General features: G+C 65.8%; 20 protein-coding genes. 14 read left to right on the top strand and 6 right to left on the bottom strand.

Annotated elements, in window-relative coordinates; translation table 11 throughout:
* Nucleotides 1–34 precede the first annotated feature (34 nt).
* Together CT3_RS10890 and rng are read left to right on the top strand one after the other, a co-directional pair.
* A complete protein-coding gene (locus tag CT3_RS10890; protein WP_066532122.1) occupies nt 35–655 on the top strand; it encodes a Maf family protein in 621 nt (206 codons plus the stop codon).
* 95 nt (nt 656–750) lie between these two features.
* A complete protein-coding gene (gene rng, locus CT3_RS10885) occupies nt 751–2,238 on the top strand; it encodes a ribonuclease G (protein WP_066532119.1) in 1,488 nt (495 codons plus the stop codon).
* Nucleotides 2,239–2,450: 212 nt separating this feature from the next.
* On the opposite strand, the gene CT3_RS10880 is transcribed toward rng, so the two are convergent.
* The 3 genes from CT3_RS10880 to CT3_RS10870 form a co-directional block, all read right to left on the bottom strand.
* Nucleotides 2,451–3,524 (bottom strand): porin, encoded by a 1,074-nt coding sequence (locus tag CT3_RS10880; RefSeq protein WP_066532109.1) that lies wholly within the window; start codon nt 3,522–3,524, stop codon nt 2,451–2,453.
* A 288-nt stretch (nt 3,525–3,812) separates the two neighbouring features.
* Nucleotides 3,813–4,646: a substrate-binding domain-containing protein gene (locus CT3_RS10875; protein WP_066532104.1), complete on the bottom strand. Its 834-nt coding sequence runs from the start codon at nt 4,644–4,646 to the stop codon at nt 3,813–3,815.
* A gap of 71 nt (nt 4,647–4,717) precedes the next feature.
* Nucleotides 4,718–5,692 (bottom strand): Bug family tripartite tricarboxylate transporter substrate binding protein, encoded by a 975-nt coding sequence (locus tag CT3_RS10870; RefSeq protein ID WP_066532103.1) that lies wholly within the window; start codon nt 5,690–5,692, stop codon nt 4,718–4,720.
* A gap of 104 nt (nt 5,693–5,796) precedes the next feature.
* Between CT3_RS10870 and CT3_RS10865 the strand changes: the two genes are divergently transcribed.
* Nucleotides 5,797–6,687 (top strand): LysR family transcriptional regulator, encoded by an 891-nt coding sequence (locus tag CT3_RS10865; protein ID WP_066532101.1) that lies wholly within the window; start codon nt 5,797–5,799, stop codon nt 6,685–6,687.
* 122 nt (nt 6,688–6,809) lie between these two features.
* Here CT3_RS10865 and gntR read toward each other — a convergent pair whose 3' ends face one another.
* Nucleotides 6,810–7,895 carry an HTH-type transcriptional regulator GntR gene (gene gntR / locus CT3_RS10860; RefSeq protein ID WP_083520180.1) on the bottom strand — a complete coding sequence of 362 codons (1,086 nt, stop codon included), beginning with the start codon at nt 7,893–7,895 and terminating at the stop codon, nt 6,810–6,812.
* A gap of 153 nt (nt 7,896–8,048) precedes the next feature.
* On the opposite strand from gntR, the gene CT3_RS10855 reads away from it, so the two are divergent.
* From CT3_RS10855 to CT3_RS10825, 7 genes are all read left to right on the top strand, one after another.
* Nucleotides 8,049–8,612 (top strand): gluconokinase, encoded by a 564-nt coding sequence (locus CT3_RS10855; protein ID WP_172591803.1) that lies wholly within the window; start codon nt 8,049–8,051, stop codon nt 8,610–8,612.
* A 30-nt stretch (nt 8,613–8,642) separates the two neighbouring features.
* The gene (locus CT3_RS10850) at nt 8,643–9,149 is read left to right on the top strand and encodes a TRAP transporter small permease (protein WP_066532097.1); all 507 of its coding nucleotides are present in this window, start codon (nt 8,643–8,645) and stop codon (nt 9,147–9,149) included.
* 12 nt (nt 9,150–9,161) lie between these two features.
* Nucleotides 9,162–10,442: a TRAP transporter large permease gene (locus CT3_RS10845; protein ID WP_066532094.1), complete on the top strand. Its 1,281-nt coding sequence runs from the start codon at nt 9,162–9,164 to the stop codon at nt 10,440–10,442.
* A gap of 48 nt (nt 10,443–10,490) precedes the next feature.
* The gene (locus CT3_RS10840) at nt 10,491–11,510 is read left to right on the top strand and encodes a TRAP transporter substrate-binding protein (RefSeq protein ID WP_066533298.1); all 1,020 of its coding nucleotides are present in this window, start codon (nt 10,491–10,493) and stop codon (nt 11,508–11,510) included.
* A 97-nt stretch (nt 11,511–11,607) separates the two neighbouring features.
* Nucleotides 11,608–13,437, top strand: a complete 1,830-nt coding sequence (edd, locus tag CT3_RS10835) for a phosphogluconate dehydratase (protein WP_066532086.1) — start codon at nt 11,608–11,610, stop codon at nt 13,435–13,437.
* Nucleotides 13,419–14,060 carry a bifunctional 4-hydroxy-2-oxoglutarate aldolase/2-dehydro-3-deoxy-phosphogluconate aldolase gene (locus tag CT3_RS10830; protein WP_066532082.1) on the top strand — a complete coding sequence of 214 codons (642 nt, stop codon included), beginning with the start codon at nt 13,419–13,421 and terminating at the stop codon, nt 14,058–14,060. The genes edd and CT3_RS10830 overlap by 19 nt, the downstream gene beginning before the upstream one ends.
* 153 nt (nt 14,061–14,213) lie before the next feature.
* Complete coding sequence (locus CT3_RS10825; protein ID WP_083520179.1) at nt 14,214–15,602, top strand: sensor domain-containing diguanylate cyclase; 1,389 nt, start codon at nt 14,214–14,216, stop codon at nt 15,600–15,602.
* A gap of 61 nt (nt 15,603–15,663) precedes the next feature.
* Here CT3_RS10825 and CT3_RS10820 read toward each other — a convergent pair whose 3' ends face one another.
* A complete protein-coding gene (locus tag CT3_RS10820; protein ID WP_066532079.1) occupies nt 15,664–16,236 on the bottom strand; it encodes a C40 family peptidase in 573 nt (190 codons plus the stop codon).
* Nucleotides 16,237–16,508: 272 nt separating this feature from the next.
* Between CT3_RS10820 and CT3_RS10815 the strand changes: the two genes are divergently transcribed.
* Both CT3_RS10815 and CT3_RS10810 read left to right on the top strand, forming a co-directional pair.
* A complete protein-coding gene (locus CT3_RS10815; RefSeq protein ID WP_066532077.1) occupies nt 16,509–17,120 on the top strand; it encodes an isochorismatase family protein in 612 nt (203 codons plus the stop codon).
* Nucleotides 17,121–17,470: 350 nt separating this feature from the next.
* Nucleotides 17,471–19,375 (top strand): propionate--CoA ligase, encoded by a 1,905-nt coding sequence (locus CT3_RS10810; RefSeq protein WP_066532072.1) that lies wholly within the window; start codon nt 17,471–17,473, stop codon nt 19,373–19,375.
* 359 nt (nt 19,376–19,734) lie between these two features.
* Here CT3_RS10810 and CT3_RS10805 read toward each other — a convergent pair whose 3' ends face one another.
* Nucleotides 19,735–22,869 carry a bifunctional diguanylate cyclase/phosphodiesterase gene (locus CT3_RS10805; RefSeq protein ID WP_083520177.1) on the bottom strand — a complete coding sequence of 1,045 codons (3,135 nt, stop codon included), beginning with the start codon at nt 22,867–22,869 and terminating at the stop codon, nt 19,735–19,737.
* 313 nt (nt 22,870–23,182) lie between these two features.
* Between CT3_RS10805 and CT3_RS10800 the strand changes: the two genes are divergently transcribed.
* Together CT3_RS10800 and CT3_RS10795 are read left to right on the top strand one after the other, a co-directional pair.
* Nucleotides 23,183–24,571 carry a phosphomannomutase/phosphoglucomutase gene (locus tag CT3_RS10800; RefSeq protein WP_066532059.1) on the top strand — a complete coding sequence of 463 codons (1,389 nt, stop codon included), beginning with the start codon at nt 23,183–23,185 and terminating at the stop codon, nt 24,569–24,571.
* 48 nt (nt 24,572–24,619) lie between these two features.
* A complete protein-coding gene (locus CT3_RS10795; protein WP_066532057.1) occupies nt 24,620–25,939 on the top strand; it encodes a 3-deoxy-D-manno-octulosonic acid transferase in 1,320 nt (439 codons plus the stop codon).
* Nucleotides 25,940–26,052 lie beyond the last annotated feature (113 nt).

Raw genomic sequence — 26,052 nt, 5'->3', positions numbered from 1 at the left:
GTGCCATGAAGCTGCCAATTTCACTTGAAGCCCCATGACCGCCTTGCCTTATCTCTACCTTGCCTCGCAAAGCCCGCGCCGCAGCCAGTTGCTGGAGCAGATGGGGGTGCGCCATGTCCTGCTGCTGCCCAATGTGCAGGGCGATGTGGCCGAGGATGCCGAGGCCATCGAGGCCGTGCTGCCCGGTGAAACCCCGCGTGACTATGTGGTGCGTGTCACCGGCCTGAAACTGGACGCTGCCGTGGCACGCCATGCGCGCCGGCAGCTGGCGCAGGCGCCGATTCTGTGTTCCGACACCACGGTGGCCCTGGGCACGCAGATTCTCGGCAAGCCGGCTGATGCGGCCGACGCGGACCGGATGCTGCGCCAGCTGGCCGGCCAGACGCACGAGGTGCTGACCGCCGTGGCCCTGCAGGACGGCGGCCAGCGGCGGACCGCGCTGTCCATCTCGCAGGTCACGTTCGCCGCCATGACCGAGGCGCAGATTGCTGCCTATGTGGCCAGCGGCGAGCCCATGGGCAAGGCCGGCAGCTACGGCATCCAGGGGCGGGCTGCGGCGCATGTGGCGCACATGGCGGGCAGCTATTCGGGCATCATGGGTCTGCCGGTGTACGAGACCGCACAGCTGCTGCGGCAGGCGGGCTGGCCGCTCTGAACGGCACGACTGCGCATTGTTTGAGATTGGCTGCAGCGTCTGGCACATGGCCGGTGCGGCGGATCTGGTTCTGATTTCCTGGAAGTTACCTCCCCATGCAACAAGACATTCTGATCAACTGGTCGCCCCAGGAAACCCGGGTCGCCATCATCGAAGGTGGCGCGGTGCAGGAGTTGCACATCGAGCGCCCGCTGGAACGCGGCCTGGTGGGCAATGTCTATCTGGGCAAGGTGTCGCGCGTGCTGCCGGGCATGCAGTCCGCCTTCATCGACATCGGCCTGGAGCGCGCCGCCTTCCTGCATGTGGCCGATGTGTGGCACCGCCAGGAAAACGGTGATGCGCCCATGTTCGCGCGCAAGAACGAGCCGCCGGTGCCGATCGAGAAGCAGGTGTTCGAAGGCCAGTCCATCATGGTGCAGGTCATCAAGGACCCCATCGGCACCAAGGGGGCACGCCTGTCCACCCAGATCAGCATTGCCGGGCGGCTGCTGGTGTTCCTGCCGCAGGACGACCATATTGGCGTGTCGCAGAAGATCCCTTCGGAAGAGCGCGATGCGCTGCGCGGCCGCCTGCAGGCCCTGGTGGGAACCAAGGAAAAAGGCGGCGGTGGGGGCTTCATCCTGCGCACCAACGGTGAAGACGCCAGCGATGGCGAACTGGGCGAGGACATTGCCTACCTGCGCAAGACCTGGGCGCGCATCAAGGATGCGTCCGTGCGCCTGCCGCCCATGTCGGTGCTGCACCAGGATCTGAACCTGCTGCAGCGGGTGCTGCGCGATCTGGTGGGGGAGCAGACGCAGAGCATCCGCATCGATTCGCAGGAGCAGTTTGCGGCGTTGATGGGCTTTGGCAAGGAGTACATGCCCAGCTCGGTCCCCAAGCTGCAGCTGTACAAGGGCGAGCGGCCGATCTTCGATCTGTATTCCGTGGACGAGGAGATTGCCAAGGCACTGGGCCGGCGGGTGGACCTCAAATCCGGGGGCTATCTGATCGTGGACCAGACCGAGGCGCTGACCACGATCGACGTGAACACCGGCGGCTTTGTCGGTGCGCGCAATTTCGACGACACGATCTTCAAGACCAACCTGGAAGCGGCACAGGCCATTGCCCGCCAGCTGCGTCTGCGCAACCTGGGCGGCATCATCATCGTGGACTTCATCGACATGGTGCGCGAGGAGCACCAGCAGGAGGTGCTGGCCGAGTTCCGCAAGCAGCTGGGGCGCGACCGGGTCAAGACCATGGCCGGGGGCTTCTCGCAGCTGGGCCTGGTGGAGATGACACGCAAGCGCACCCGCGAATCGCTGGCGCACATGCTGTGCGAGCCCTGCCCGCAGTGCATGGGCAAGGGCAGCGTCAAGACCGTGCGCAGCGTGTGCTACGACGTGCTGCGTGAAATCCTGCGCGAGGCGCGCCAGTTCAATCCCAAGGAGTTCCGCATCGTGGCCAATGCCAAGGTCGTGGACATGTTCCTGGACGAGGAAAGCCAGCATCTGGCAGGGCTGTCGGACTTCATCGGCAAGCCCATTTCGCTGCAGTCCGAAAACGGCATGGGCCAGGAGCAGTACGACATTGTGCTGCTGTGAGTGTCGGGTGCTCCGGTACGGCCCGTCTGGAGTGTGCACTCATGGAGAAGGGGGGGGGCGCACCTTTTTCCGAGGCATCAGCGGCAGCAGGATCTTCCCCCTGGGCTCGATGGGCAAGCCTGCAGTGCCAGCAGTTCCTGGGGGCACTGCATCGAGCAGTGAATGACCGGCCCGATTGCGGACTCGGACGCGGGCTGTCGCCACCGCAGCGCTCAGAAGCTGTGCATCAGCCCTGCAGTGATCCCTGTCGCCGTGTCCTTGTTCTGCCGGCCCTGGAACCCTCCGCTCCAACTTGTGCGGTCTAGCTCTCCATAGAGTTTGCTGCGGCGCGAGAGCTTGTATTCCGCAAACAGCAGGGCTCGGTTGTAGCCATCCGGTACTCGGCCACTGCGCTCGCGCTCCACGCGGTACAGGGCGGCCGTCAGGTCCAGTGTGCTGTGGGGCGACCAGGTGACTCCCACAGAGTGCACGCGCTGCACCGTGCGGCCGTTGGTCGCAGACGTCTGGGCGTCGCTGCGCGCCGTGTTCAGTGCAAAACGCAGGCTGTCCCATTTGTAGGAGGCACCCAGGGTGGCAGCCTCCAACTCCCACTGGTCTGCTGTCTTGAAGCGCTGGTAGGCCCCCGAGACCGTCCAGGTCGGTGTGCCATAGGCCAGGCCCGCACCGGTTGAGGACCGGGCTGAGCCACCTTGTGCGGTTTCGCCAAAGCTGTACATGGCGCGTGCGGTGAGGCCGCTGAAGCGGCCGGTGTATTTGAGGGAGTTGTCGAGCCGGTAGGAGCCGGTGGTTGTACCCGCGCTACCGTACTCCAACCCCAGGCCGTGGCTGCTGAGTGCAGCGGTGGCGATGTTGGGGTTGAAGGAGGCGAAGCGCATGCCGGCGGGGTCGACAGGGCTGATGGCGTCTGCCAGCAGGTTGGTCTGGCGGCCGGCCGTGACCTGACCCCAGCCTCCGCCCAGGCCCACGATGGCCGCGCGGTCAAAGAACTTGCTGGAGTTGATGGGGGTGCCGGTGTCAAGGTTCAGCCCGGTCTCCAGGTTGAACACGGCGTACATGCCACCACCCAGATCCTCGCGGCCACGGAAGCCGACACGGCTGGTGGTGTTGACGCCACTGGAAACGGCGGTGCTCGAGGAGGGACTTGCAGCGTTGGAGGTGGTAAGGCCGCGGGTGTAGCGCACGCCGGTATCTGCGATGCCGTAGATCGTGAGACTGGATTGGGCAAGTGCCGGCAGCGGTGCCATTGCAAGGGCGGCCAGGACCAAGGTGGAGATGTGCATAGACATGGGAATGAAAGGGGCGGGCTGCGGTACACGGCAACGGCGTGTCTATCCCGCCGCTGCAGACTTGCTGCAATGGATTCTGGAACTCGGCATGCCGAGACGGATGAAAGGTGTGGCAGGCCCCTGCGCGGAGGCAATGGCTGGGCAAGCCTGTGCAGATCGGCACACGGCGCTGTGCGGTCACCGTGGCCCATGACACGGGCTGGGGGCGATGCGGGCTGCCCACAGTCCCGTCCCGAGAAAAGTGTCCCTCCCGCACACGAAGGAGGGACAGCGCGGGGGCTCAGGTGGTCAGGGCTTCTTTGCCGGTTCCATGCCGGTGCTGCGCACGATGGGTGCCGCTGCTGGTGCTGCAAGGAAGCTGATCAGGTGGCGCGCTGTGTCGGGGTTTCTGGCACCGACTGCCACGCCTGCGGAGAAGAACACCCGCTGCTGGACTTCGTCGGGCAATGGGCCGACGAACTCCAGTTCCTTGAACGGCAGCAGTTCGCTGACCTGCTGGAAACCGATCTCTGCATCGCCGCGCAGCACGACCGCGCCGACGCGCTCGCTGAGGATGCGGGTGGCCTTGCCCTTGATCTGCTCGGCCACACCCAGGCGCGGAAACAACTCGTTGGCCAGATAGGTACCGCTGGCGCTGGCGGAGTAGGCGATGGACTTGGCGTCTAGCAGGGTCTGTTTGAGCGCATTTACCGTGGTGATGTCCGGCTTGGGCGTACCCTTGCGCACGCTCATGCCGATCATGGAACGTGCCAGGTCCACACGGCTGCCTGTTTCCACCTTGCCCTGCGCGGCCAGTTGGTCCAGGGCTGCATCTGCGAGGATGACCACGTCGAACTGTTCGCCACGTGCCAGACGGCTGGGAATGGAGTCGGATGCGTTGCCCATGGAGGCGCCGCGCGAGGTGATGACCTTGTGCCCGGTGGCTTGCTCGTACAGCGGCACCAGTTGGTCATAGGCGGCCGAGAAGCCGCCGGAGGTCACGACACGGATCTCATCGGCATGCGCCGCACCGGGCGCAGCGGTGCCCAGGGCGAGGCCTGCGCAGAGGGCTGCACCCAGCAGCGCACCCAGGGTGCGGCGGCGCAGTTGAGAAGGGTGGTGGTGGGTAGCGATGGCGGTCATGGTGTGTCTCCTGTATTTTTTGTGTGTATCGGGTTCCGGATGGCGGCCGTGGCGGCCGCCGGGCGCGGGTATCAGTCGGCCGTGATTTTTCGCTCGCGGATGATGCGGCCCCACTTGGCATGCTCGGCGGCGATGAACTGCCCCAGCTCTTCGCGGCTGCCGGGCGCGGCGGTCTGGCCGTGCTTGAGCAGGTTGTCGCGTACTTCGGGGGTGTTCAGCACCTTGACGAGTTCGGTGTTCCAGCGGTCCAGCAGGGGCTTGGGGGTCTTGGCGGACGCCACGAAGGCATACCAGTTGGTGGCGTTGAAGCCTGGAAAGCTTTCGGCCACGGTAGGCACGTTGGGCAGATAGGCAGGACGCGTGAGCCCCGTGGTGGCCAGCGGGATCAGCTTGCCGGATTCGATATGCGGCAGGGCGGTGGGCGGTGCTGCATAGAAGGAGGTGACCCGGCTGCCCAACACGTCCTGCAGGGCGGGCGCTCCACCCTTGTAGGGCACGTGCAGGGTGTCGATCTTGGCGACATCGTTGAGCAGTTCGCCAGCCAGGTGCGAGGCGGAACCAGGACCGGTGGAGGCGAAGTCGAGCTTGCCGGGTTCACGCTTGGCCTTGGCCACAAATTCGCCCAGTGTCTTGATGCCCGTGCTGGCCGGCACGACCAGCACGTTGGGGAAGTTCACGCCCATGGTGATGGGGGCCAGGTCCTTGAGCGGGTCGTAACCGATTTTCATGAAGTGCGGGGCGATGCTCAGCGGACCGATGGAGCCAAACAGCAGTACCGAGCCGTCGGATGGGCCATTGGCGACCTGTGCATGTGCCAGGTTGCCACCCGCGCCGGGTTTGTTCTCCACCACCACACTCTGGCCGATGTTCTCGCCCAGTTTCTTGGCGATGACGCGCGCGGCGATGTCGGCGGAGCCGCCGGCGGCGAACCCGACCACCATGGTCACGGGCTTCTTGGGCGGGAAGACCTGGGCCTGTGCGGTCCCCACGGCCAGGGAAAAAAGGGCCGCCAGGGCGCTGCCCGCGATCAGTCTGCGTTGCTGCATTGTTTTGTCTCCATTGCATGCCGGCCGGTGCCAGCGTTTTCAAGGGCGCCATCGTATGCAGCGGGTGTTATTCTGTAAATTGCAACTTTTAGAAGGACTGTTGCATGCAAAGCATTAAATTCGAGATGGGCGAATTGCTCGCCTTCGTGACCACGGCGGAGAAGGCCAGTTTCCGCCTGGCTGCCGAGGCGCTCTACCTTTCGCCCCCTGCCTTGAGCCGGCGTGTGGAACGGCTGGAGTCGATGCTGGGTGCTCGGTTGCTTGAGCGCACCACCCGCCATGTGGCGCTGACGGAGGTGGGTCAGGAGTTCCTGCAGGAGGCGCGCCGGGCATTGGCCGTGCTGGATGAGGCCGTGCAGCGCCTGGACGACCAGGTGAAGCTGCGCCGTGGCCGTGTGGCGGTGGCCTGCATTCCTTCGGCGGCTACCAGTCTGCTGCCCCCCGTGCTCCAGGCCTTCGCGCAGGAGCAACCCGATGTGCAGGTGCGCGTGGTGGACGAAAGCGCGCAGCAGGTGGTGGAGGCAGTGTTGCGCGGGGAAGCGGACTTCGGCCTGAGTTTCACGGGCAGTCAGGAGCCTGCGCTGCGCTTCGAGGCCCTGACGCGCGAGCGCTATGTGTTGGCCACGCCGCGCGACCACGCCTGGGCCGATCGCAGCCAGGTGGAGTGGGCGGAGTTGGCCGGAAAGCGTCTGATCTCCGTATCCCACACCAGCGGCAACAGGCTTTTGCTGGACCAGGTGATGGCCGGGCTGCCCGAACAGCCCGTGGCCTGGCACGAATGCAACCACGTCACCGGCGCCCTGGCCCTGGTGGAGGCCGGCCTGGGCTTGGCGGTGGTGCCGCAGCTGGCTTTGCGCCAGGACCATCTGCGCATCTGCGGTGTGCCACTGACCGCGCCCGACGTGTGGCGTACCCTGGGTCTGCTGCAGCGGCGGGACCGGGTGCTGAGCCATGCGGCGCACGCACTGAGGCAGCGCCTGATTCAAGCGCTGTGAACGGTCGTCCTGTCCGGCAGCCGGGGTCGGACAATGGCGTGGTGGTGGGCGCCCGTGCGGGGGGCAGCAGGTGGCGGCGGCCGCAGCCACGGCGTGCAGCCTGGAGCCTTAAGCCTTAAGCCTCAACTGCTTTGCCGTACCACCAGCTCGTAGCCCAGATCCATGCTGGGCGGGTCTACGGGCTCACCCCGTATGAGCTTCAACAGCATGCGTGCGCCTTCGGTGCCGATATGGCTGCGCGGCGTGCGTATGGTGGTCAGCGGCGGCACCATCTGGTCGCTGCCTGGTAGGTCATTGAAGCCGGTGATGGCGACGCGCTGCGGTACCTGCAGCCCCCGGCGCAGGGCTTCCAGCAAGGCGCCCTGGGCAATGTCATCGTTGCAGAAGAACAGGGCATCAGGGGCGGGCTCCAGCCGCAGCGCGGCGTCCAGCAGTTCGGCGCCCAGCGCCATCGACGTGGGGCGGGGCCAGAGTAGTTCCAGAGAAGGGTCGTACAGGCCGGCTTCCTGCAATGCACGGCGGTAGCCGGTGGCCCGCTGCATCACACGGGCATCGAGCTGGCCGGCGCAAAAGGCGATGCGCCTGTGGCCGCGTTCGACCAGGTGCCGGGTGATGGAGGCCCCTGCATCGGCCTGTGAGAACCCGACGCTGGGCGTGCCGCTGCCGTCGCCTAACTCCATCAGGTGCACGCACGGCACCTTGCTGGCGGCCACCAGTGCACGTGCGGCGGGGCTGCGGTCAAAGCCGGTGAGCAGCAGGCCCGCAGGGCGCATGGGCAGGTAGGTGCGCAACAGCTGCTCTTCCTCGGCCCGGTCGTAGTGGGTCACGCCGATCAGGGCGTGGTAGCCCGCAGCGAACAGTTCCTTGTGCACGGCCTCGATCAGGTCCACGAACAGGGTGTTGGACAGCATGGGAACCAATACCAGCACCTGGGCGCTTTTTTGCGAAGCCAGGGCGCGCGCAGCCGGGTCCGGCACATAGCCCATCTGCGCGGCGGTGGCGCGTATTTTCTCGACCAGAGCGGGGTCCACGCGGCGTTCGCCGCGCAGTGCGCGCGAGACCGTCATGGGACTGACGCCGACGGCTTCTGCGACATCGCTGAGTGTGACGCGGCCGCTGGCGCGGGAAGACCGTGAGCGGTGGCGCGCAGGCTCGGCAGAAGAGGGCAGTGGGGCAGACTGTGAAGCGGGAGGAGGGTGTCGGGCCAAGGGATTGTCCTAGGTCGGAGGCTGTGCGGGCGAAGGTTATGATAGCGCTAACCCATTCATCCCGAGGCCATGGTTGCTGCGTGTAAACCCGCAGATGGCCGAGAGAAACACCGAAATCCAAGGCAGGCCCTGGCCTGCTTTTTTTGCAAGATCATGGATAGCGCTATCCGAACAACCAATCCCGAACGCAATCCCCAGGCGCTGGTCGTCATGGGGGTCTCCGGCTGCGGCAAGTCCAGCGTGGGCCAGTCGCTGGCGCATGCCTTGGGCTGGACCCTGCACGAAGGCGATGCTTACCACGCCGAGGAAAGCATCCGCAAGATGCAGTCCGGCACGCCCTTGACCGACGAAGACCGCAGCGGCTGGCTGGACACGCTGACGCGCCTGCTGGACTCGGCCATTGCAACGCCCGGTCCCGGTGTGGTGCTGACCTGCTCGGCGCTCAAGCGCAAATACCGTGACCGCCTGCGCGATGCCGGCCCGAGCGGTACGGTGGGCTTCGTCTTCCTGGACCTGGGCTACGACACCGCGCTGCAGCGTGTGCAGGGCCGCTCCGGGCATTTTTTCTCGCCGGAACTCGTGGCCAACCAGTTTGCGACCCTGGAGCGCCCCGAAGGCGAGGGCACCGTGCTCTGCGTGGATGCCACGCTGCCGCTGACCGAGATCGTGCAACGCACCCAATCGTGGCTGGGCCGGCCCCATGCACTGACCACCTAACAACATAAACACAACATCAGGAGACCCCACATGCAAACCGATTCCCCCGCAGCCGGCCCCAAGCCGCGCCTTCAGCGGCTGGCCGAGGCGCTGATGGTGCTGGCGCTGGCCGGCATGGTCATTGCCGTCTTCGTCAATGTGGTGCTGCGCTATGTGTTTCACACCAGCATCGTGTCGTACGAGGAGATCTCGCGCCTGCTCTTTGTCTGGCTGGTGGCCATCGGTGCCATCGTCGCTGCCTTCGAAGGCAGCCACCTGGGTTTCGATCTGGTGACCTCGCGCGTGAGACCCGCTGCACGCAAGCTGCTGTTCTGGCTGTCGCAGCTGCTGGTGCTGGCATGCATGGGCTTGCTGCTGTCGGGCTCCTGGGACCAGGTCCAGGCCGGGCTGAACAGTTTCAGCACGGTGCTCGGCTACCCGCTGGCGCTGGGCGCGGCGGCCACCCTGGTGCTGGCCGTGGGCCTGATCGTGGTGACCTTGCGCGACCTGCGCCGTGGCGCGCCGGCTGACAACCATGCCGAGACGTCGGTCGAGTAAGGAGTACACACCATGGTTGTGACCCTGATCTTTCTGGCGGTGCTGATCGGCGGCATGGTGATCGGCATGCCGATCGCACAGGCGCTGGTGCTCACGGGCGTGGCGCTGATGTGGCACCTGGATTTCTTCGATTCGCAGTTGCTTGCGCAGAACCTGCAGGCCGGTTTCGACAACTTTCCGCTGCTGGCCGTGCCTTTCTTCATCCTGGCGGGCGAGTTGATGAATGCGGGCGGTCTGTCGCGCCGCATCATCGACCTGGCGCGCGCCTATGTGGGCCATATCCGTGGAGGCCTGGGCTACGTGGCCATCGGCGCGGCCGTGTTGCTGGCCTCGATGAGCGGCTCGGCCATCGCCGACACCGCTGCGCTGGCCACCATCCTGCTGCCCATGATGCGGGACCAGAAGTACCCCGACAGCTACAGCGCCGGGCTGCTGGCATCGGGCGGCATCATCGCGCCCATCATTCCGCCGTCCATGCCCTTCGTGATCTATGGCGTGACCACCAACACCTCGATCAGCAAGCTGTTCCTCTCCGGCGTGGTGCCGGGCCTGATCATGGGCCTGTTCCTGATCTTTGCCTGGTGGTCCATTGCCCGCAAATATGACCTGTCGCGGGGACCGCGCATGGCCTGGGGCCAGCGCCTGAAGGCCTTGGCCCAGAGCTTCTGGGCCATGATGATGCCGGTCATCATCCTGGGCGGTCTCAAGGGCGGGGTGTTCACCCCCACCGAGGCTGCCGTGGTCGCCGCGGTCTATGCGCTGTTCGTGTCCATGGTGATCTACCGCGAAATGACCTGGAGCCGGTTGTATGCCGTCTTCCTGGCCGCGGCCAAGACCACGGCCGTGGTGATGTTCCTGTGCGGTGCGGCCACGGTGACGGCTTACATGATCACGCTGGCGGACCTGCCCAATATGCTGGCAGACAGTTTCGCGGGCCTGCTGGGCAATCCCATGCTGTTCATGGCCACCATGATGCTGTTCCTGCTGGTGGTGGGCACCGCCATGGACCTGACCCCGACCATCCTGATCTTCGGCCCCGTCTGTGCGCCGCTGGCGGTCAAGGCCGGGATCGATCCCATCTACTTCGGCTTCATGTTCATCTACGTGGGCTGTATGGGGCTGATCACCCCGCCCGTGGGCACGGTGCAAAACGTGGTGGCGGGTGTGGGCCGGCTGCGCATGGAGACCGTGATCAAAGGCACCAACCCGTTCCTGATGGTCTACGTGCTGCTGGCCGTGCTTTTTGTGCTTTTCCCCCAAATCATCCTGGCCCCGTTGCGCTGGATGCATTGACGACGTCTTTCCCGTGTTACCAACGACCTATAACCCAAGGAGATGAACATGCGTATTCCCTTTGCACTGGCCAGCCTGATGGCCGCTGTCACCACGCTGGCCGCTACCGGCCAGGCCCTGGCCCAGGACTTCAAGCCGCGCATCGTGCGCTTCGGCTATGGCCTGGTCGATGATTCCAACCAGGGGCGCGCCGTGCGCTTCTTCGCCAAGGAGGTGGAGAAGGCAACGGGTGGCAAGATGAAGGTGCGGGCGATCGGCAATGCCTCGCTGGGTTCGGACACGCAGATGCAGCAGGCGCTGATCGGCGGGGCGCAGGAGATGATGGTCGGCTCCACGGCCACGCTGGTCGGTCTGTCGCCGGAGATGGCGGTGTGGGACACGCCTTTCCTGTTCAGCAACGCCAAGGAGGCTGACGTGGTGCTCGACGGTCCGGTGGGCGAAAAGGTCAAGGCCACGCTGGAGCCTAAGGGCATGGTGGGCCTGGTGTACTGGGAGAACGGTTTCCGCAATCTCACCAACAACAAGCGCCCGATTGCCAAGCTGGAAGACCTGGCCGACGTCAAGCTGCGTGTGATGCAGAACAATGTGTTCCTCGACAGCTTCAAAGCACTGGGCGCCAATGCCGTGCCGCTGCCGTTCTCCGAGCTGTTCACGGCGCTGGAAACCAAAGCCGTTGACGGCCAGGAAAATCCGTTCAACACCGTGCTGTCCAGCAAGTTCTACGAAGTGCAGAAGTACCTGACGGTCTCCAACCACGTCTACAGCCCCTGGATCGTCACTGTCAGCAAGAAGTGGTGGGACACCCTGAGCGCCGCCGAAAAGAAGGTGCTGCAGGACGCGGCCATCAAGAGCCGCGAGTTCGAGCGCAAGGACACCCGCGAGGAGGCGGCCAAGGCCCTGGCGGACATCAAGGCCAAGGGCATGCAGGTCAACGAACTGCCTGCAGCGGAAGCCGGCCGCATGCGCGACAAGCTCACGGCGGTGAACACCGGTATCGCCAAGACCGTGGGCCAAGGCACCTGGGACGAGGTGCAGGCTGCCGTCAAGCAGGCACGCGCCGCCAAGTAAGGCGCACCGGGTGTTCCGGGACACGGCAGGGGGCCGTGTCCTGGACGCCCCATGAACCAGAGAAGAGGCGCCACCGAGCGCATCGCAGGAACCACGCATGAGCACTATCCACCCCATCGTCGACCAGGTCACGCGCCGCATCCGTGCGCGCAGCGCCGCGTCGCGCGCCGCCTACCTTGAACAGGTGGACGCCATGGCCGCCAGGCCGCCAGGCGCCCAATCCATGGGCTGTGCCAATGTGGCCCATGCCTTTGCCGGCATTCCCGGCCGTGACCGCATCCGCATCGTGGAGGAAAAGGCGCCCAACGTCGCCATCGTCACGGCCTACAACGACGTGCTGTCGGCCCATGCGCCGCTGGCACATTATCCGGAGGTCCTTAAGGACGAGGCCCGCAGACTGGGTGCCACGGCCCAGGTGGCGGGCGGCGTGCCCGCGATGTGCGATGGCGTGACCCAGGGGGCACCGGGCATGGAGCTGAGTCTGTTCAGCCGGGATGCCATTGCCATGGGCGCGGCCATCGCGCTGTCCCACGATGTGTTCGATGCGGCGCTGATGCTGGGTGTCTGCGACAAGATCGTGCCGGGGCTGTTGATCGGCGCCCTGCATTTTGGCCACCTGCCGACGGTTTTCGTGCCGGCGGGTCCCATGACATCAGGCCTGTCCAATGGCGACAAGGCCAAGGTGCGGGAGCAGGCGGCCCAGGGCCTGGTGGGTCGCAAAGAGTTGCTGGCTGCCGAATCGGCTGCCTACCACGGCGAGGGTACCTGCACCTTCTACGGTACCGCCAACAGCAATCAGATGCTGCTGGAAGCCATGGGGCTGCATGTGCCGGGCACGGCCTTCATCAACCCAGGCGATGACCAGCGTGAACTGCTCACCCGCGAAGCCATGCGTACGGTGCTGGACATCACCAAGAACCGGCGCTTCGCACCCATCGGCCATGTGGTGGACGAGCGCTGCATCGTCAATGCCATGGTGGCCCTGCTGGCCACGGGCGGGTCGACCAACCACCTGATCCACTGGGTGGCGGTGGCGCGTGCGGCGGGCATCACCATCGACTGGGACGATTTTTCCGACCTGTCGGCGGTCGTGCCGCTGCTGGCGCGCGTCTATCCCAATGGCAGCGCCGATGTGAACCAGTTTCAGGCCGCAGGCGGGCCGGGCTATGTGATTGGTCAGCTGCTCCAGGCCGGGCTGATGCATGGCGATGTGCTGACCGTGCGCGGGCCGGGCCTGAAGGCGTTTGCCTGCATTCCCACCGTGCAGGCCGGGCAGCTGGCATGGCACGAGGCCGCCGTGTCCGGCGACCTGTCCGTGCTGCGTCCCGCCAGTGCACCGTTCAGTGCCACCGGCGGCTTGAAGCTGCTGTCCGGCAACCTGGGGCGTAGCGTGATCAAGGTCAGCGCCGTGCCGGAGGACCGCCATGTGATCGAGGCGCCCGCGCGCGTGTTCGATTCGCAGGACGATTTGCAGCAGGCCTTCAAGGTCGGCGAGCTGGACCGCGATGTGGTTTGCGTCGTGCGCTGGCAGGGGCCGCGCGCCAACGGCATGCCCGAGCTGCACAAGCTCACGCCACCGCTGGCCGTGCTCCAGGGCAAGGGCTACCAGGTGGCCCTGGTGACCGACGGCCGCATGAGCGGCGCATCGGGCAAGGTGCCCGCTGCCATCCATGTCTCACCCGAAGCCTGTGTGGGCGGTCCGCTGGCACGCCTGTGTGACGGCGATCTGGTGCGCCTGGACGCAGTGGCCGGCACGCTGGCCGTGCTGGTGAGCGAAGAACAATGGCAGCAGCGCACCGCTGCCACCCTGCCGCCGGCATTGCGGCAGGCCAATGGCCGGGGATTCGGCCGTGAACTGTTTGCCGGATTCCGGCGCCATGCGCTCAGCGCAGAAGAGGGAGCCTGCACATGGATCAACAACGACTGACCGCCTTGGAGCTGATGCAGGATGGCCCTGTCATTCCGGTCATCGTGCTGAACGACCCGGCCCATGCCGTACCCATGGCCCAGGCCCTGGTCGCGGGCGGGGTGCGTGTGCTGGAAGTCACATTGCGCACGCCCCAGGGCCTGTCCTGCATCGAGGCGATTGCGCGTGCGGTGCCGGAGGCCATTGTGGGCGCCGGCACAGTGCGCAGCGCGGGCGATGCGCAGGCCTGTGCGAATGCGGGTGCGCGTTTTGCGGTCAGTCCGGGCTATACCAGTGCGCTGGGCCGGGCCTGCCAGGAGCTCCGGCTGCCGCTGTTGCCCGGAGTGGCCACCAGCGGCGAAATCATGGCCGCCCAGGCCGATGGTTTCAACGAACTGAAATTCTTCCCCGCCGTGCAGGCAGGTGGCTCGGCCATGCTCAAAGCCTGGCAGGGGCCGTTTGGCGATGTGCGTTTTTGCCCCACGGGCGGTATTTCGCAGGGCAATGCACGGGAGTTTCTTGCACTGAAGAACGTGGTCTGCGTCGGCGGCTCCTGGCTGGTGCCGGTGGAGGCGATGGAGCAGGGCGACTGGAGTCGCATCACTGCGCTGGCCCGCGAGGCGGTGGCTCTGCGCGCTGTCTGAGCGACCCGCGCTGCCCGAGCTGCCTGTCCGCGCCTTGGCAGCGCCCGCCTGCACAGAGACGGCAGCAGCCGGTCGCTATAAAGATCGCCAAGGCGTGGGATTGCGCTTACAGTGTGCTGCCCGGTTGGGCAACAGCTGTCTGGTGATTGATGTATGCACACTTTCCCCGCCTTCAAAAGCGACCTGCTGCAAGTGGCCCTGGAGCAGTCGTTCAACGCCGTCATGATCACCAATGCCGAACGCGGCGGCGGCGGACCTGTGATCGTGTACTGCAATGCGGCGCTGTGCGCGATGACGGGGTATTCCGAGGCTGAGCTGCTGGGCCAGTCCCCGCGCATGCTGCAAGGGCCGGCGACCGACCGGGCGGTGCTGGACAGGCTGCGCCATTGCCTGGAGCAGGGCCTGTTCTTCGAAGGGGCCGCTATCAACTACCGCAAGAACGGCGAGGCCTACCATCTGGAGTGGAACATCTCGCCGGTACGCGATGGGGCCGGAGAGATCCGCTATTTTGTCTCGGTACAGCGCGATGTCTCGGAGCGGGTGCAGGCGGACCAAGAGCGCAATCTGCTGGCGCAGGCCTTGAATGCATCGAACGACGCCATCCTGATCACCGATGATACATGGACCATCGTGTACGCGAACCAGGCCTGCGAGGCCTTGACGGGCTATGCCCGCAGCGAGCTGCTGGGGCAAAGCCCCATGCTGCTGCGCTCGGGCATGCACGAGCCGGGGTTTTATGAAGCGCTGCAAGCCTGCCTGCTGCGGGGTGAGGGTTTTCGCGGCACCTTCATCAACCGCCACAAGAACGGCAGCCTGTACTACGCCGAGCAGAGCATTGCCGCCTTGCACAACAGCGCAGGCAAGATCAGCCACTATGTAGGGGTTTCCAAAGACATCACGCCGCAGGTGCAGCGCGAGACGGTTTTGCGCGAGCAGGCCTCCCGCGACAAGCTGACGGGCTTGCTGAACCGGCATGCCGGTGAGTATGAACTGCAGCATTGCCAGATGCATGCACTGGCGTCCGGTCAGGGCTTTGGCGTGATTCTGGGCGACCTGGACCATTTCAAGCGCATCAATGACAGCTGGGGCCATCGCACCGGCGACCTGGTGCTGAAAAGTGTGGCAGCGGTGCTGCTGCAGTCGGTGCGCAGCACGGACTATGTGGTGCGCTGGGGCGGGGAGGAGTTTCTGGTGATCCTGCCGGATGTGACGCTGGAGATGGCGCAGGAGCTGGCCGAACGTATACGGAGCTCCGTCCAGGGGTACTCGGTGCCGAATGCGGGGCATTGCAGCATTTCCCTGGGGGTTGGGGTCTGGCAGCTGGGCGAGGCGGAAGAGTCCCTGCTGCAGCGCATTGATGCGGCGCTGTATGCGTCCAAGGAGCGCGGCCGCAATCGGGTCACAATGGCCGCGCAGGGCGGGGGGGCTGAAGCCCGTGACACCTCCGGTGCAGCCCGAAGAGACCTGCACACGTTGAGTACAGGTCGCTGGCTTGCAACGGACAGGGGTACGCAGCCGCACAGCCCCGTGCTGCAGACATGAAAAAAGGAGCTTGAAGCTCCTTTTTCTTGGGAAGGCCTGACGGGCAGACTGCCTGTACGGATCAGCTTTGCGGTGCCAGGGCTGCGACGGCGTTGCTGTCTTGCGTTTCCACGCGGCGGGCACCGTTGAAGCGGGTTGCCCAGTACTTGCTTTCCATGCTTTCGACGCGCACCGATGCACCGGTGCGGGGAGCGTGGATGAATTTACCTTCGCCCACGTAGATGCCCACATGGCTGAATGCGCGGCGCATGGTGTTGAAGAACACCAGATCGCCCGGCTTCAGGTCTTGTTTCTTGATGGTGGCGGTGGCGGCGGCCTGTTCGTCGGAGCGACGGGGCAGGGTCAGACCGGCTGTCTTCTGGTAGATGGCACGGACAAAGCCGCTGCAATCGAAGCCGGTGTCTTCCGAGGTGCCGCCACGGCGGTAAGGCACACCGATCAAGCCCATGGCGGTGGTCAGCAGCTGGCTGGTCTTGTCCGCGACCTGGTGGCCGGCGTTCTGGATCTGCGACACAAAGCCGCGCTGCGACATAAAACGGCCCAGTTCATCGGAACTGGCACTGTCTGAGGCAGGGGCGGCGTGTGCGCCGACACCGGCACAGGCGAGTAGGAGGACAGGCAACCACTTGGACATGGGGGCAGAGGGTAACACGAATGTTGCATGCCAACAGGCATAAAAGTCATGATTCGACGCCTGCACATCTGTTTTTGATATGAAACAAGCTGGAATCGACACGAAATTCAGTGGGGATAAGCAATCTGCATGCCCGCAAAATCTGCATGGGAATACGGCGGAGGGGACGCCTGCAGCAGCGCTGCGCGGCGAGCTGCGACAATCGGGCCATCGCTGAAGCGCTAGAGCGCTTCATACGCATACCTATATAGAGAGTGAAAGAAGGAAGAACCATGCTGCTTGATGCCGACGACTGCCAACTGGTGCTGGTGGACTACCAGGAGAAGCTGATGCCCGTGATCCACGAGCACGCCCTGGTCACCGCCAACGCCGTGCGCCTGGCCCAGCTGGCACGGCTGATGGAGGTGCCGGTGTTCGGCACCGAACAAAACCCCAGCCGCCTGGGCGGCAATGTGCCTGCCGTGCGGGAGCTGTGCGACCGTACGCTGCAGAAGATGAGTTTCAGCGCCGTGCCTGATGGCCTGCTTGACTGGCTGCGCCCGCCCGTCAAGCCCCAGCAAGGCCGCAATGCGCGCAGCCTGCCCAAGCACCTGCAAAAGCCGGTCCAGACCCAGCCGGAGATGGAGCGCAGCACCATTGTCATCGCCGGCTGCGAAGCCCATGTCTGTCTGATGCAGACCGCATTGGAGCTGCTGGAAGAAGAAATGGATGTGTGGGTGGTGACCGATGCCTGCAGCTCGCGCACCGAGCGCAACCGCGATGCCGCCTTTGACCGCTTGGCCGGTGCTGGCGCCGAACTGGTGACCACAGAGATGGTGGCATTCGAGTGGCTGCGCAGCTGCGAGCACCCGGCGTTCAAGGACATGCTGGCGCTGGTCAAGTAAGACCCATCGCAGGGCAGTCGCCAAGACCCGGCGGTGCCGCCGCTGCCTGCACACCAGACCGCCCCGAGGGGCGGTTTTTTTATGTCCGTGGTGATGGGCGCATCGCAAGCCGCCGAGGCTGTACGGTTTTGGGGCGCGGACCACCCATGGTGGATCGTCTCCTATCCCCGGCTGAAGTAACAGGGGAAGCGGGGAGCGGACAGGGGGCCGCGCTGGATTCGCTGCGGTGGTGGCTTTCTGCGCCTATCGGTGGGCGTGTCAGTTGGCTGCAAGAGGGGGTTCTCATAATTATGAATGCAGAACTACAGGTCGCCTGGTGCAGGCGGCATCCGAAGCAGGAGACAACAACCATGACCACGTTTGCAGATTTCCACGCCCGCTCGATTTCCGACTCCGAGCGCAATGCCTTCTGGGCCGAACAGGCCAAGCTGGTGGACTGGAAAATTGCCCCCACCGAAGTGGTGGACTACAGCAACCCGCCGTTTGCGCGCTGGTTTCCCGATGGCGTGACCAATCTGTGCCACAACGCGCTGGACCGCCATCTTCCGGCGCTCCAGGACCAGCCCGCGCTGATTGCCATTTCCACCGAAACCGATACCGAGCGCACCTACACCTATGGCGAACTGCATGCCGAGGTGCAGCGCATGGCGGCGGTGCTGCAGTCGTTCGGCGTGCAAAAGGGCGACCGCGTACAGATCTACATGCCCATGGTGGCCGAGGCCGTGTTTGCCATGTTGGCCAGCGTGCGCCTGGGGGCCATCCACTCGGTGGTGTTCGGCGGCTTTGCCTCGGGTTCCCTGGCCTCGCGCATTGACGACGCCCAGCCCAAGGTCATTGTCAGCACCGATGCCGGTTCGCGCGGCGGCCGTGTGGTGGCCTACAAGCCGCTGCTGGACGAGGCGCTGCAGCTGAGCAGCCACAAGCCCGGCGCCGTGCTGATGGTCAACCGCGGTCTGGCCCCCATGCAGATGCAGGCCGGCCGCGACCACGACTGGGCCGCGCTGCGTGCCTTGCACCTGGATGCCCAGGTTCCCTGCACCTGGGTGCAGTCCACCGACCCCAGCTACATCCTGTACACCAGCGGCACCACCGGCAAGCCCAAGGGGGTGCAGCGCGACACCGGCGGCTACACCGTGGCCCTGGCGTCCAGCATGGACCACATCTTCCATGGCAAGCCGGGCGATACCTATTTCTGCACCAGCGACATCGGCTGGGTGGTGGGGCACAGCTACATCATCTACGCCCCGCTGATTGCCGGCATGGCCACGGTGCTGTACGAAGGCCTGCCGGTGCGCCCGGACGCCGGTATCTGGTGGAGCATTGTCGAGAAGTACAAGGTCACGCACATGTTCTCGGCGCCCACGGCCATCCGGGTGCTCAAGAAGCAGGATCCTTCCTTCCTGACCAAGTACGACCTGTCCAGCCTGCAGGCGCTGTGGCTGGCCGGCGAGCCGCTGGACGAGCCCACGGCACAGTGGATCAGCAGTGCCATCGGCGTGCCCATTGTGGACAATTACTGGCAGACCGAGACCGGCTGGCCCATCATGACGCTGTGCAACGGCGTGGAAAAGCAGGCCAGCCGCTTTGGCAGCCCCGGCAAGGCGGTGTACGGCTACAACGTCAAGCTGATCGATGAGGCCACGGGCCAGGAGCTGACCGGTGCCAACGAAAAGGGCGTGCTGGCCATCGAAGGCCCGCTGCCGCCGGGCTGCCTGCAGACCGTGTGGGGCGACGACGAGCGCTTTGTGAACACCTACTGGAAGAGCATTCCCGGCCGCATGGTCTACAGCACCTTCGACTGGGGGATCCGCGATGCCGACGGCTATTACTTCATTCTGGGGCGCACCGATGACGTGATCAATGTGGCCGGGCACCGCCTGGGCACCCGGGAGATCGAGGAGAGCATCTCCGGCCATCCGGCGATCGCCGAAGTGGCCGTGGTGGGGGTGGCCGACAAGCTCAAGGGTCAGGCTGCCATGGCCTTTGCCGTGGTGCGCGACCCGCGCAGCGTGGAAACCGCCGAGCAGCGCAGCAAGCTGGAAGCCGAGGTGATGAAGCAGGTGGACGGCCAGCTGGGGGCCGTGGCCCGCCCGTCGCGCGTGTTGTTTGTCACCACCTTGCCCAAGACGCGCAGCGGCAAGCTGCTGCGCCGCGCGCTGCAGGCCGTGGCCGAAAATCGCGACCCGGGCGATCTGACCACCATGGAAGACCCGGGCGCACTGCAGCAGGTCAAGGAACTGGTCCTGCAGGGCTGAAGTCCGCTTGCGCTCTGGCGTTGCCTGCGATGCCTTGCCAGCCCCGGGCACTGCGCCCGGGGCTTTTTTGTCCCGGCGCATCGCGCTTCACCTGCTGGCGGTGTGCGTGGACTCTGCCGGCAGGCGTGCAAAGGGCACGGCCTGGGAGAGCTGGGGGCCGCTGGCGTCCATGGCGCCAGCGTAGCGCGTTGTGCGTGGGGGAAGCGCGCCGGCCATCCGCTCTGCAGTATGCAGGCGCACGATGCCATTCTCAATTGCGGTTGCAGCGCAGTCTTGCCACCGCTTGCCGGTCCACACGCCACTGCAATGGCTGCGGCGGGCCTCGGCGCGTGGGAGCGCAGGAAGGCGGGGCTGGTGCTTCAGGCGGGCAGCGTGTCAGCCGCCATGGCGCTGGCCTGCCATAGCGCATGCCATTGCGGCAGCTGTGCCGCCGGCATGGGGCGGGCAAAGAAGTAGCCCTGGCCGACCGCGCAGCCAATCGTCTGCAGCAGCTGGCTTTGCTCCCGTGTTTCCACGCCTTCGGCAATCACCTGGTAGCCGAACGAGGCGGCCAGACCGGCCACGCCCTGGATGATGGTGCGGTTGCTCTGGTCGTCCAGCATGTCGCGCACAAAGCTCTGGTCGATCTTGAGCGTGTCCAGCGGCAACTGGCGCAGATAAGTCAGCGAGCAGTAGCCGGTGCCAAAGTCGTCCAGCGAGACGGTGATGCCCACGGCGCGCAGCTGTTCCAGCTCCTTGGCCACGTGGGTGATGTCCTGCAAGGCCGCGCTTTCGGTGATTTCCAGGTCCAGCAGGCGGGCCGGAACTTCCGGGTGCAGGGTCAGCTCGGTGATCAGCCAGTGCGCGAACCCGGGCTGCTGCAGATGGCCTGCCGAGATGTTGACGCTGACCGGCACTTCCAGGCCCTGGGCGCGCAACTGGGCAATGGTCTGGATGGCCTCGCGCACGGCCCATTCGCCAAAGGGGATGTCCAGCGGAGAGCCTTCCACCAGCGGCAAGAAGGCGCCGGGGGCCAGCACGCCCCGTGTGGGGTGGTTCCAGCGTGCCAGTCCTTCCACGCCCACCAGGCGGTTGCGCACCATGTCCACCTTGGGTTGCAGATAGAGTGTGAATTCGCCGCGCTCCAGCCCTTCGCGCACGCGCAAGGTATCGGCCTGCTGGGCGCGCATCTGGCGTTCGGTGACGGAGTCGAAGGCACGCACGCAGTTGCGCCCCGATTGCTTGGCCTGGTACATGGCCTGGTCGGCATGGCGCAGCAGCGTGTCTTCGTCGGCATCGTCCTCGGGATAGAGGGTGTAGCCCATGCTGGCCGTGATGCGGGCCGTGTCCGCGCCCAGAATGTAGGGGGCCGCCAGGCGCTGCATGATGCGTTCCAGCAGGGCTTCGCAGTGCGATCGGCTTTCCAGCCCGTTGAGCAGGATGACGAATTCATCCCCACCCAGGCGGGCCACACAGTCCTGGGAGCGCAGCGCGCTTTTGAGGCGCTTGGCCACTTGCACCAGCAGCAGGTCGCCCACATCGTGGCCCAGCCGGTCGTTGATGGGCTTGAAGCCGTCCAGGTCGATATAGACCACGCCCAGCTGGCCGGCGTCATGGCGGGCAATGCGGGTGCTGTCTTTCAGGCGCGCCGTCAGGTGCAGGCGGTTGGCCAGACCGGTCAGGGCGTCGAAATGGGCCATCTGCTCCAGCACATGGGTTTGTTCGCGCTGGTGGGTCACGTCCTGGGTCACGCCCAGCATGCGCACGGGGCGGCCATGGCCGTCCACATCGACGATCTTGCCCACGCTGCGCAGCCAGCGGCCGGATTCGGTCTCGGAGGTGCGCCAAGTGGCGTCAAACGGCGCATCCCCCGGTTCTTCAATGTGGCGCAGCAGCTCGGCATTGATGCTGGGAATGTCGCTGGTGGCCAGCAGTTCGGTCCAGTGCCGGTCCATGCGTTCGCCCAGGGCGGTGGGCGTGTGGTCGGGTTCGATGCCGTTCAGACGCCGCCACTGGGTGTCGCCCGAGATCATGCCGGTGGCCAGGTTCCAGTCCCAGCGGCCCAGTGCGGCGGCGGACAGCGTCAGCGCAATCAGGGCCTCGCTCTCGCGCAGGCGCTCTTCCTCGGCCTTGCGGTCGGTGATGTCCAGCACCGACACCAGCCAGCAGTCGCCGTCGAAGAAATGGGTGCGGCGCAGCGAATACAGCACCGTCAACGGGCGGCCGTCACGGGCCGTGAGGCGCGCTTCCTGGTGGGCGGCGTCGCCATGGGGCATCTCTTTCCAGCGCCCGGGGGGCAGCAGGCCCAGCGATTCGGCGTTCTTGCCCATGCATTCGTAGCGCGTGTAGCCGAACAGGTCTTCCCAGGCGGTGTTGATGGTCTTGAAGCTGCCGTCATGGCACTGGGCCAGGGCCATGGGGGTGGAGACCAGCTCGAAGATGCGCTCGAAGCGCACTTCGGACTGGCGCAGGCTTTCCTGGATGCGCTTGGCGCCGTCGATGTCCTGCATCACGCCACGCAGGCCGGTGACTTGGCCCTGGGCGTCCAGGATCACCTCGCCGCGCGAACGCATCCAGGCCATGCGGCCGTCGGCACGGATGATTTCGATCTCGGCGCTCCAGTCGCTCTTGGTGCGCAGGCAGTGCTTGATCTTGTCGCGCATCAGCCCGCGCCAGGCGGGCGCCACAAAGGTGTTGATGTACTCCCGCGGCAGCGGCGCGTTGCGGGGCAGTCCATGGATGTCGTAGCAGACCTCGGACCAGTAGACCAGGCCCGAGCCCTTGGTGTCTTCCCAGACGCCCAGCTGCGCCAGGTGGCCCGCCTGCTGCAGCAGACCGTTGACGGCATGCAGCTCTTCGTGGGTGCGTTTTTCCTCGCTGGTGTCGCGGAAGACAAACATCATGCAGTCTTCGCCGGCGATGGGCAGGATGCGGGCCGAGATCAGGCCGGTCACGGTGCGTCCCAGCGCCACGCTTTGCACGCAGATGGGCATGTGGTCCACGCTGCCGTGGCGGTTCAGGTGCTCCAGCAGGCGCGGGCGTTCCTGGGCGGTGGCGTAGATTTCCAGTTCGTAGTTGGTGCGGCCAATCACCTGTTCCCAGGGCATGCCCATCATCTGGCAGAAGGCGGGGTTCACGTCCAGAAAACGGCCGTCCATCACCCGGGTGATGCCTGCCGGGTCGGGCAGCATGCGGTAGGCCGCCGACAGGGCATCCATGCGGGTGGCATGCGCATCGCCATGCTGGGCGTGGGCAGCGGCGGCCGGCAGCAGGCGCCGGGCGGCCAACACCATCAGTGTCAGCGACGTCAGCCAGGACAGGTGCAACCAGTCCAGCGCGGGCAGACGAAGTACTTGGCCCAGGCTGGAAGGCAGGCCCAGCAGATGCCAGAGCCAGGGGATAAGCAGGGCGGCCACCATGGCCAGCGACCAGAGCGCGCGGGCAGTCCACAGCGCAGAGGCTCCGCGCGCGGCGGCAGCGGGGACGGGTTGTGGATTGCGGTCGGAAGCGCTCATGGATGGGTCTTCCGCGTGGTTCGCGCGCAGGTGTACATCGCGCCTTCTTCCCTCTGCTGCATCATTCGCCTTGTCGTTCTGTGTGGTGTGCCGCCTGGGGCGTCACGCGGGCGACTGTAGGTGTGGACGCGCGATCATGCATTGATCTGGGTGGGGTTTCCCTCGGGGCTTGCCCCAGGTAACCAAATGTAGTGCGCTGCAGGCAGCTGCTTGGTGCCTGGGCTGTGGTGCGCAGCCTACAATCCGGGCTTTACTGCCCCGGCAGCCCGCCGACAGGGCGGGACACATTGCACCGAAATACAAGGACGCCACCGTGCACGCAGCACCTTCGATTTTCAAAGCCTATGACATCCGGGGCATCGTCCCCAGTACCCTGAACGAGGAAGTGGCCCGCGCGCTGGGCCGTGCCTTCGGCATGGCCGCGCTGGCTGAGGGGCAGAAGACCGTGGCGGTGGGCCGTGATGGCCGCCTGTCCGGCCCTGCGCTCAGCGGTGCGCTGATGGCAGGGCTGGTGGATGTGGGCCTGAACGTGATCGATATCGGCATGTGCACCACCCCCATGCTGTACTTTGCGGCGGCCACGCTGTGCGAAAGCGGCATCCAGGTCACCGGCAGCCACAATCCCAAGGATTACAACGGCTTCAAGATGGTGCTGGCCGGCCGTGCCATCTACGGTGAAGAGATCCAGGCCCTGCACCGGACCATGGAAGCCGAATCCTGGCAGCTGCAGCCTGGCGGCAGCATTCGCCATGTGGATGTGCTGGCCGATTACAGCGCCCGCATCGTAGGTGATGCCAAGCTGGCACGCCCCATCAAGGTGGTGGTGGACAGCGGCAACGGCATTGCCGGCGCTTCGGCCCCGGGTATCTTCCGCGCGCTGGGCTGCGAGGTGGTGGAGCTGTTCTCGGAAGTGGACGGCGATTTCCCCAACCACCATCCCGACCCCAGCAAACCCGAGAACCTGCGCGATGTGGTGCAGGCGCTGCGCGACACCGATGCGGAACTGGGCCTGGCCTTTGACGGCGACGGCGACCGCCTGGGCATTGTCACCAAGGACGGGCAGACCATTTTCCCCGACCGCCAGATGATGCTGTTTGCGCAGGATGTGCTCTCGCGCGTGCCCGGCGGGACGATTCTGTTCGACGTGAAATGCTCGCAGCGCCTGGCGCCCGCCATCCGCGCGGCCGGCGGCGAACCCCTGATGTGGAAGACCGGCCATTCCCTGGTCAAGGCCCGCATGAAGGAAGTGGACTCGCCCCTGGGCGGCGAGATGAGCGGCCATATCTTCTTCAAGGAGCGCTGGTACGGCTTTGACGATGGCACCTACGCCGGTGCACGCCTGCTGGAGATCCTGAGCAAGAGCGCCGACCCCAGCGCGGTGCTGAATGCGCTGCCCACCAGCTTCTCGACCCCCGAACTGAATGTGGCCTGTGAGGAGGGCGAACCGCACCGTCTGTCCGCCGAGCTGCAGCAGCTGGCTTCCAGCGCCTTCAGCGCCCCGGCGGTGATCAGCACCATCGACGGCCTGCGGGTGGACTGGCCGGATGGTTTCGGCCTGATCCGTGCCAGCAACACCACCCCCGTGCTGGTGTTGCGCTTTGAAGGCCAGACGCAGGAGGCGCTGCACCGCATCGAAGGCGAGATGCTGGCGCTGCTGCGCCGCGTCAAGCCCGATGCCCAGCTGGGCGCGTCGGCCCACTGAGGGCGGCTGTGTGCCCGCAGTCCTGTCTCTGAACGTCCAAAGCCGCCCGTGACCCTGGTTCGCTCCCTGTACGCTGCCCTGACCTGGGCGGCCCAGCCTTTGCTGCGCCGCAAGCTGCGCCGCCGCGCCCAGCAGGAACCCGGCTATGCCGAGGCCATTCCCGAACGCTTCGGCCACTACCAACCGGCCGATCTGGGGGCCGAAGGCCTGGGCCAGTGGCTGTGGGTGCATGCCGTCTCTCTGGGGGAGACCCGCGCTGCCGCCATTCTGTTGCAGGCGCTGCGGGACCAGCACCCGGGCTTGAAGCTGCTGCTCACGCATGGCACGGCCACCGGCCGGGCGGAAGGGAAAAAACTGCTGCGACCTGGCGACATCCAGGTCTGGCAGCCCTGGGACAGCCTGGGCGCCACGCGCCGTTTTGTACGGCAGTTCCAGCCGGTGGCCGGGGTGCTGATGGAAACCGAGATATGGCCGAACCTGCTGGCTGCCTGCCGCGAAGCCGGCGTGCCGGTGGCCCTGGCCAATGCGCGGCTCAATGCCAAATCCCTGGCCGGCGCCCAGCGCTGGGCCGCGCTGTCGCAGCCGGCCTACCGGTCACTGGCCGCCATCTGGGCCCAGACCGAGGACGATGCCGCACGCCTGCGCCAGCTGGGCGTGCAGGTCAGCGGGGTGTTTGGCAACGTGAAGTTCGATACCGTGCCGGATGCCCAGCAACTGGCGCAGGGCCATGTCTGGCGCGCGGCCAGCGAACGGCCGGTGCTGTTGCTGGCCAGCAGCCGCGAAGGTGAAGAGGCGCTGTGGCTGGCTGCCGCGCAGCGCCTGCGTGCCGAAGGGCAGGGTGCACGGATTCCGGTGCAGTGGCTGATCGTGCCGCGCCACCCCCAGCGCTTTGACGAAGTGCAGCAATTGATTGAGCAGGCAGGACTGACGGTGTCGCGCCGCAGCCGCTGGACCGGTGAGGCGGCCACGCAGTCCCCCGCCGCTGCCGATGTCTGGCTGGGCGACAGCATGGGAGAGATGCCGTTGTACTACGCCCTGGCCCATGCCGGTCTGCTGGGGGGGAGCTTTGAGCGCCTGGGCGGTCAGAATCTGATCGAAGCGGCGGCCTGCGGCTGCCCCATGCTGCTGGGGCCGCACACCTTCAACTTTGCCGAAGCGGCGGAGCAGGCCTGCAATGCCGGCGCGGCACTACGGGTCGAAGATATGGCGGCGGCCGTGCAGCAGGCCACGGCGCTGGTGCAGAACGGCACGCAGCTGGCGGCCATGCAGCAGCAGGCCCTTGCCTTTGCCTCCACCCACCGCGGCGCTGCCCAGGCCACGGCACAGGCCGTGCTGGCGCTGGCCTGGCCCCAGGGCGTGCCGGGCTGAAGGTGTACACGGGGTCGCTGCAGCCCGGTGCACAGCCTTCCCTAATGGGGTGACTGTCGCATCGAGACGGCGCTGCTTCTTGGCTGCGTTGGCGTGGTGAAGCACGCGGCTTA

The organism is Comamonas terrigena NBRC 13299 (assembly GCF_006740045.1).
Classification (GTDB): Bacteria; Pseudomonadota; Gammaproteobacteria; order Burkholderiales; family Burkholderiaceae_C; genus Comamonas; species Comamonas terrigena.
Note: the sequence above shows the minus strand (reverse complement) of the source record. Positions and strands in the feature narration are given on the sequence as shown.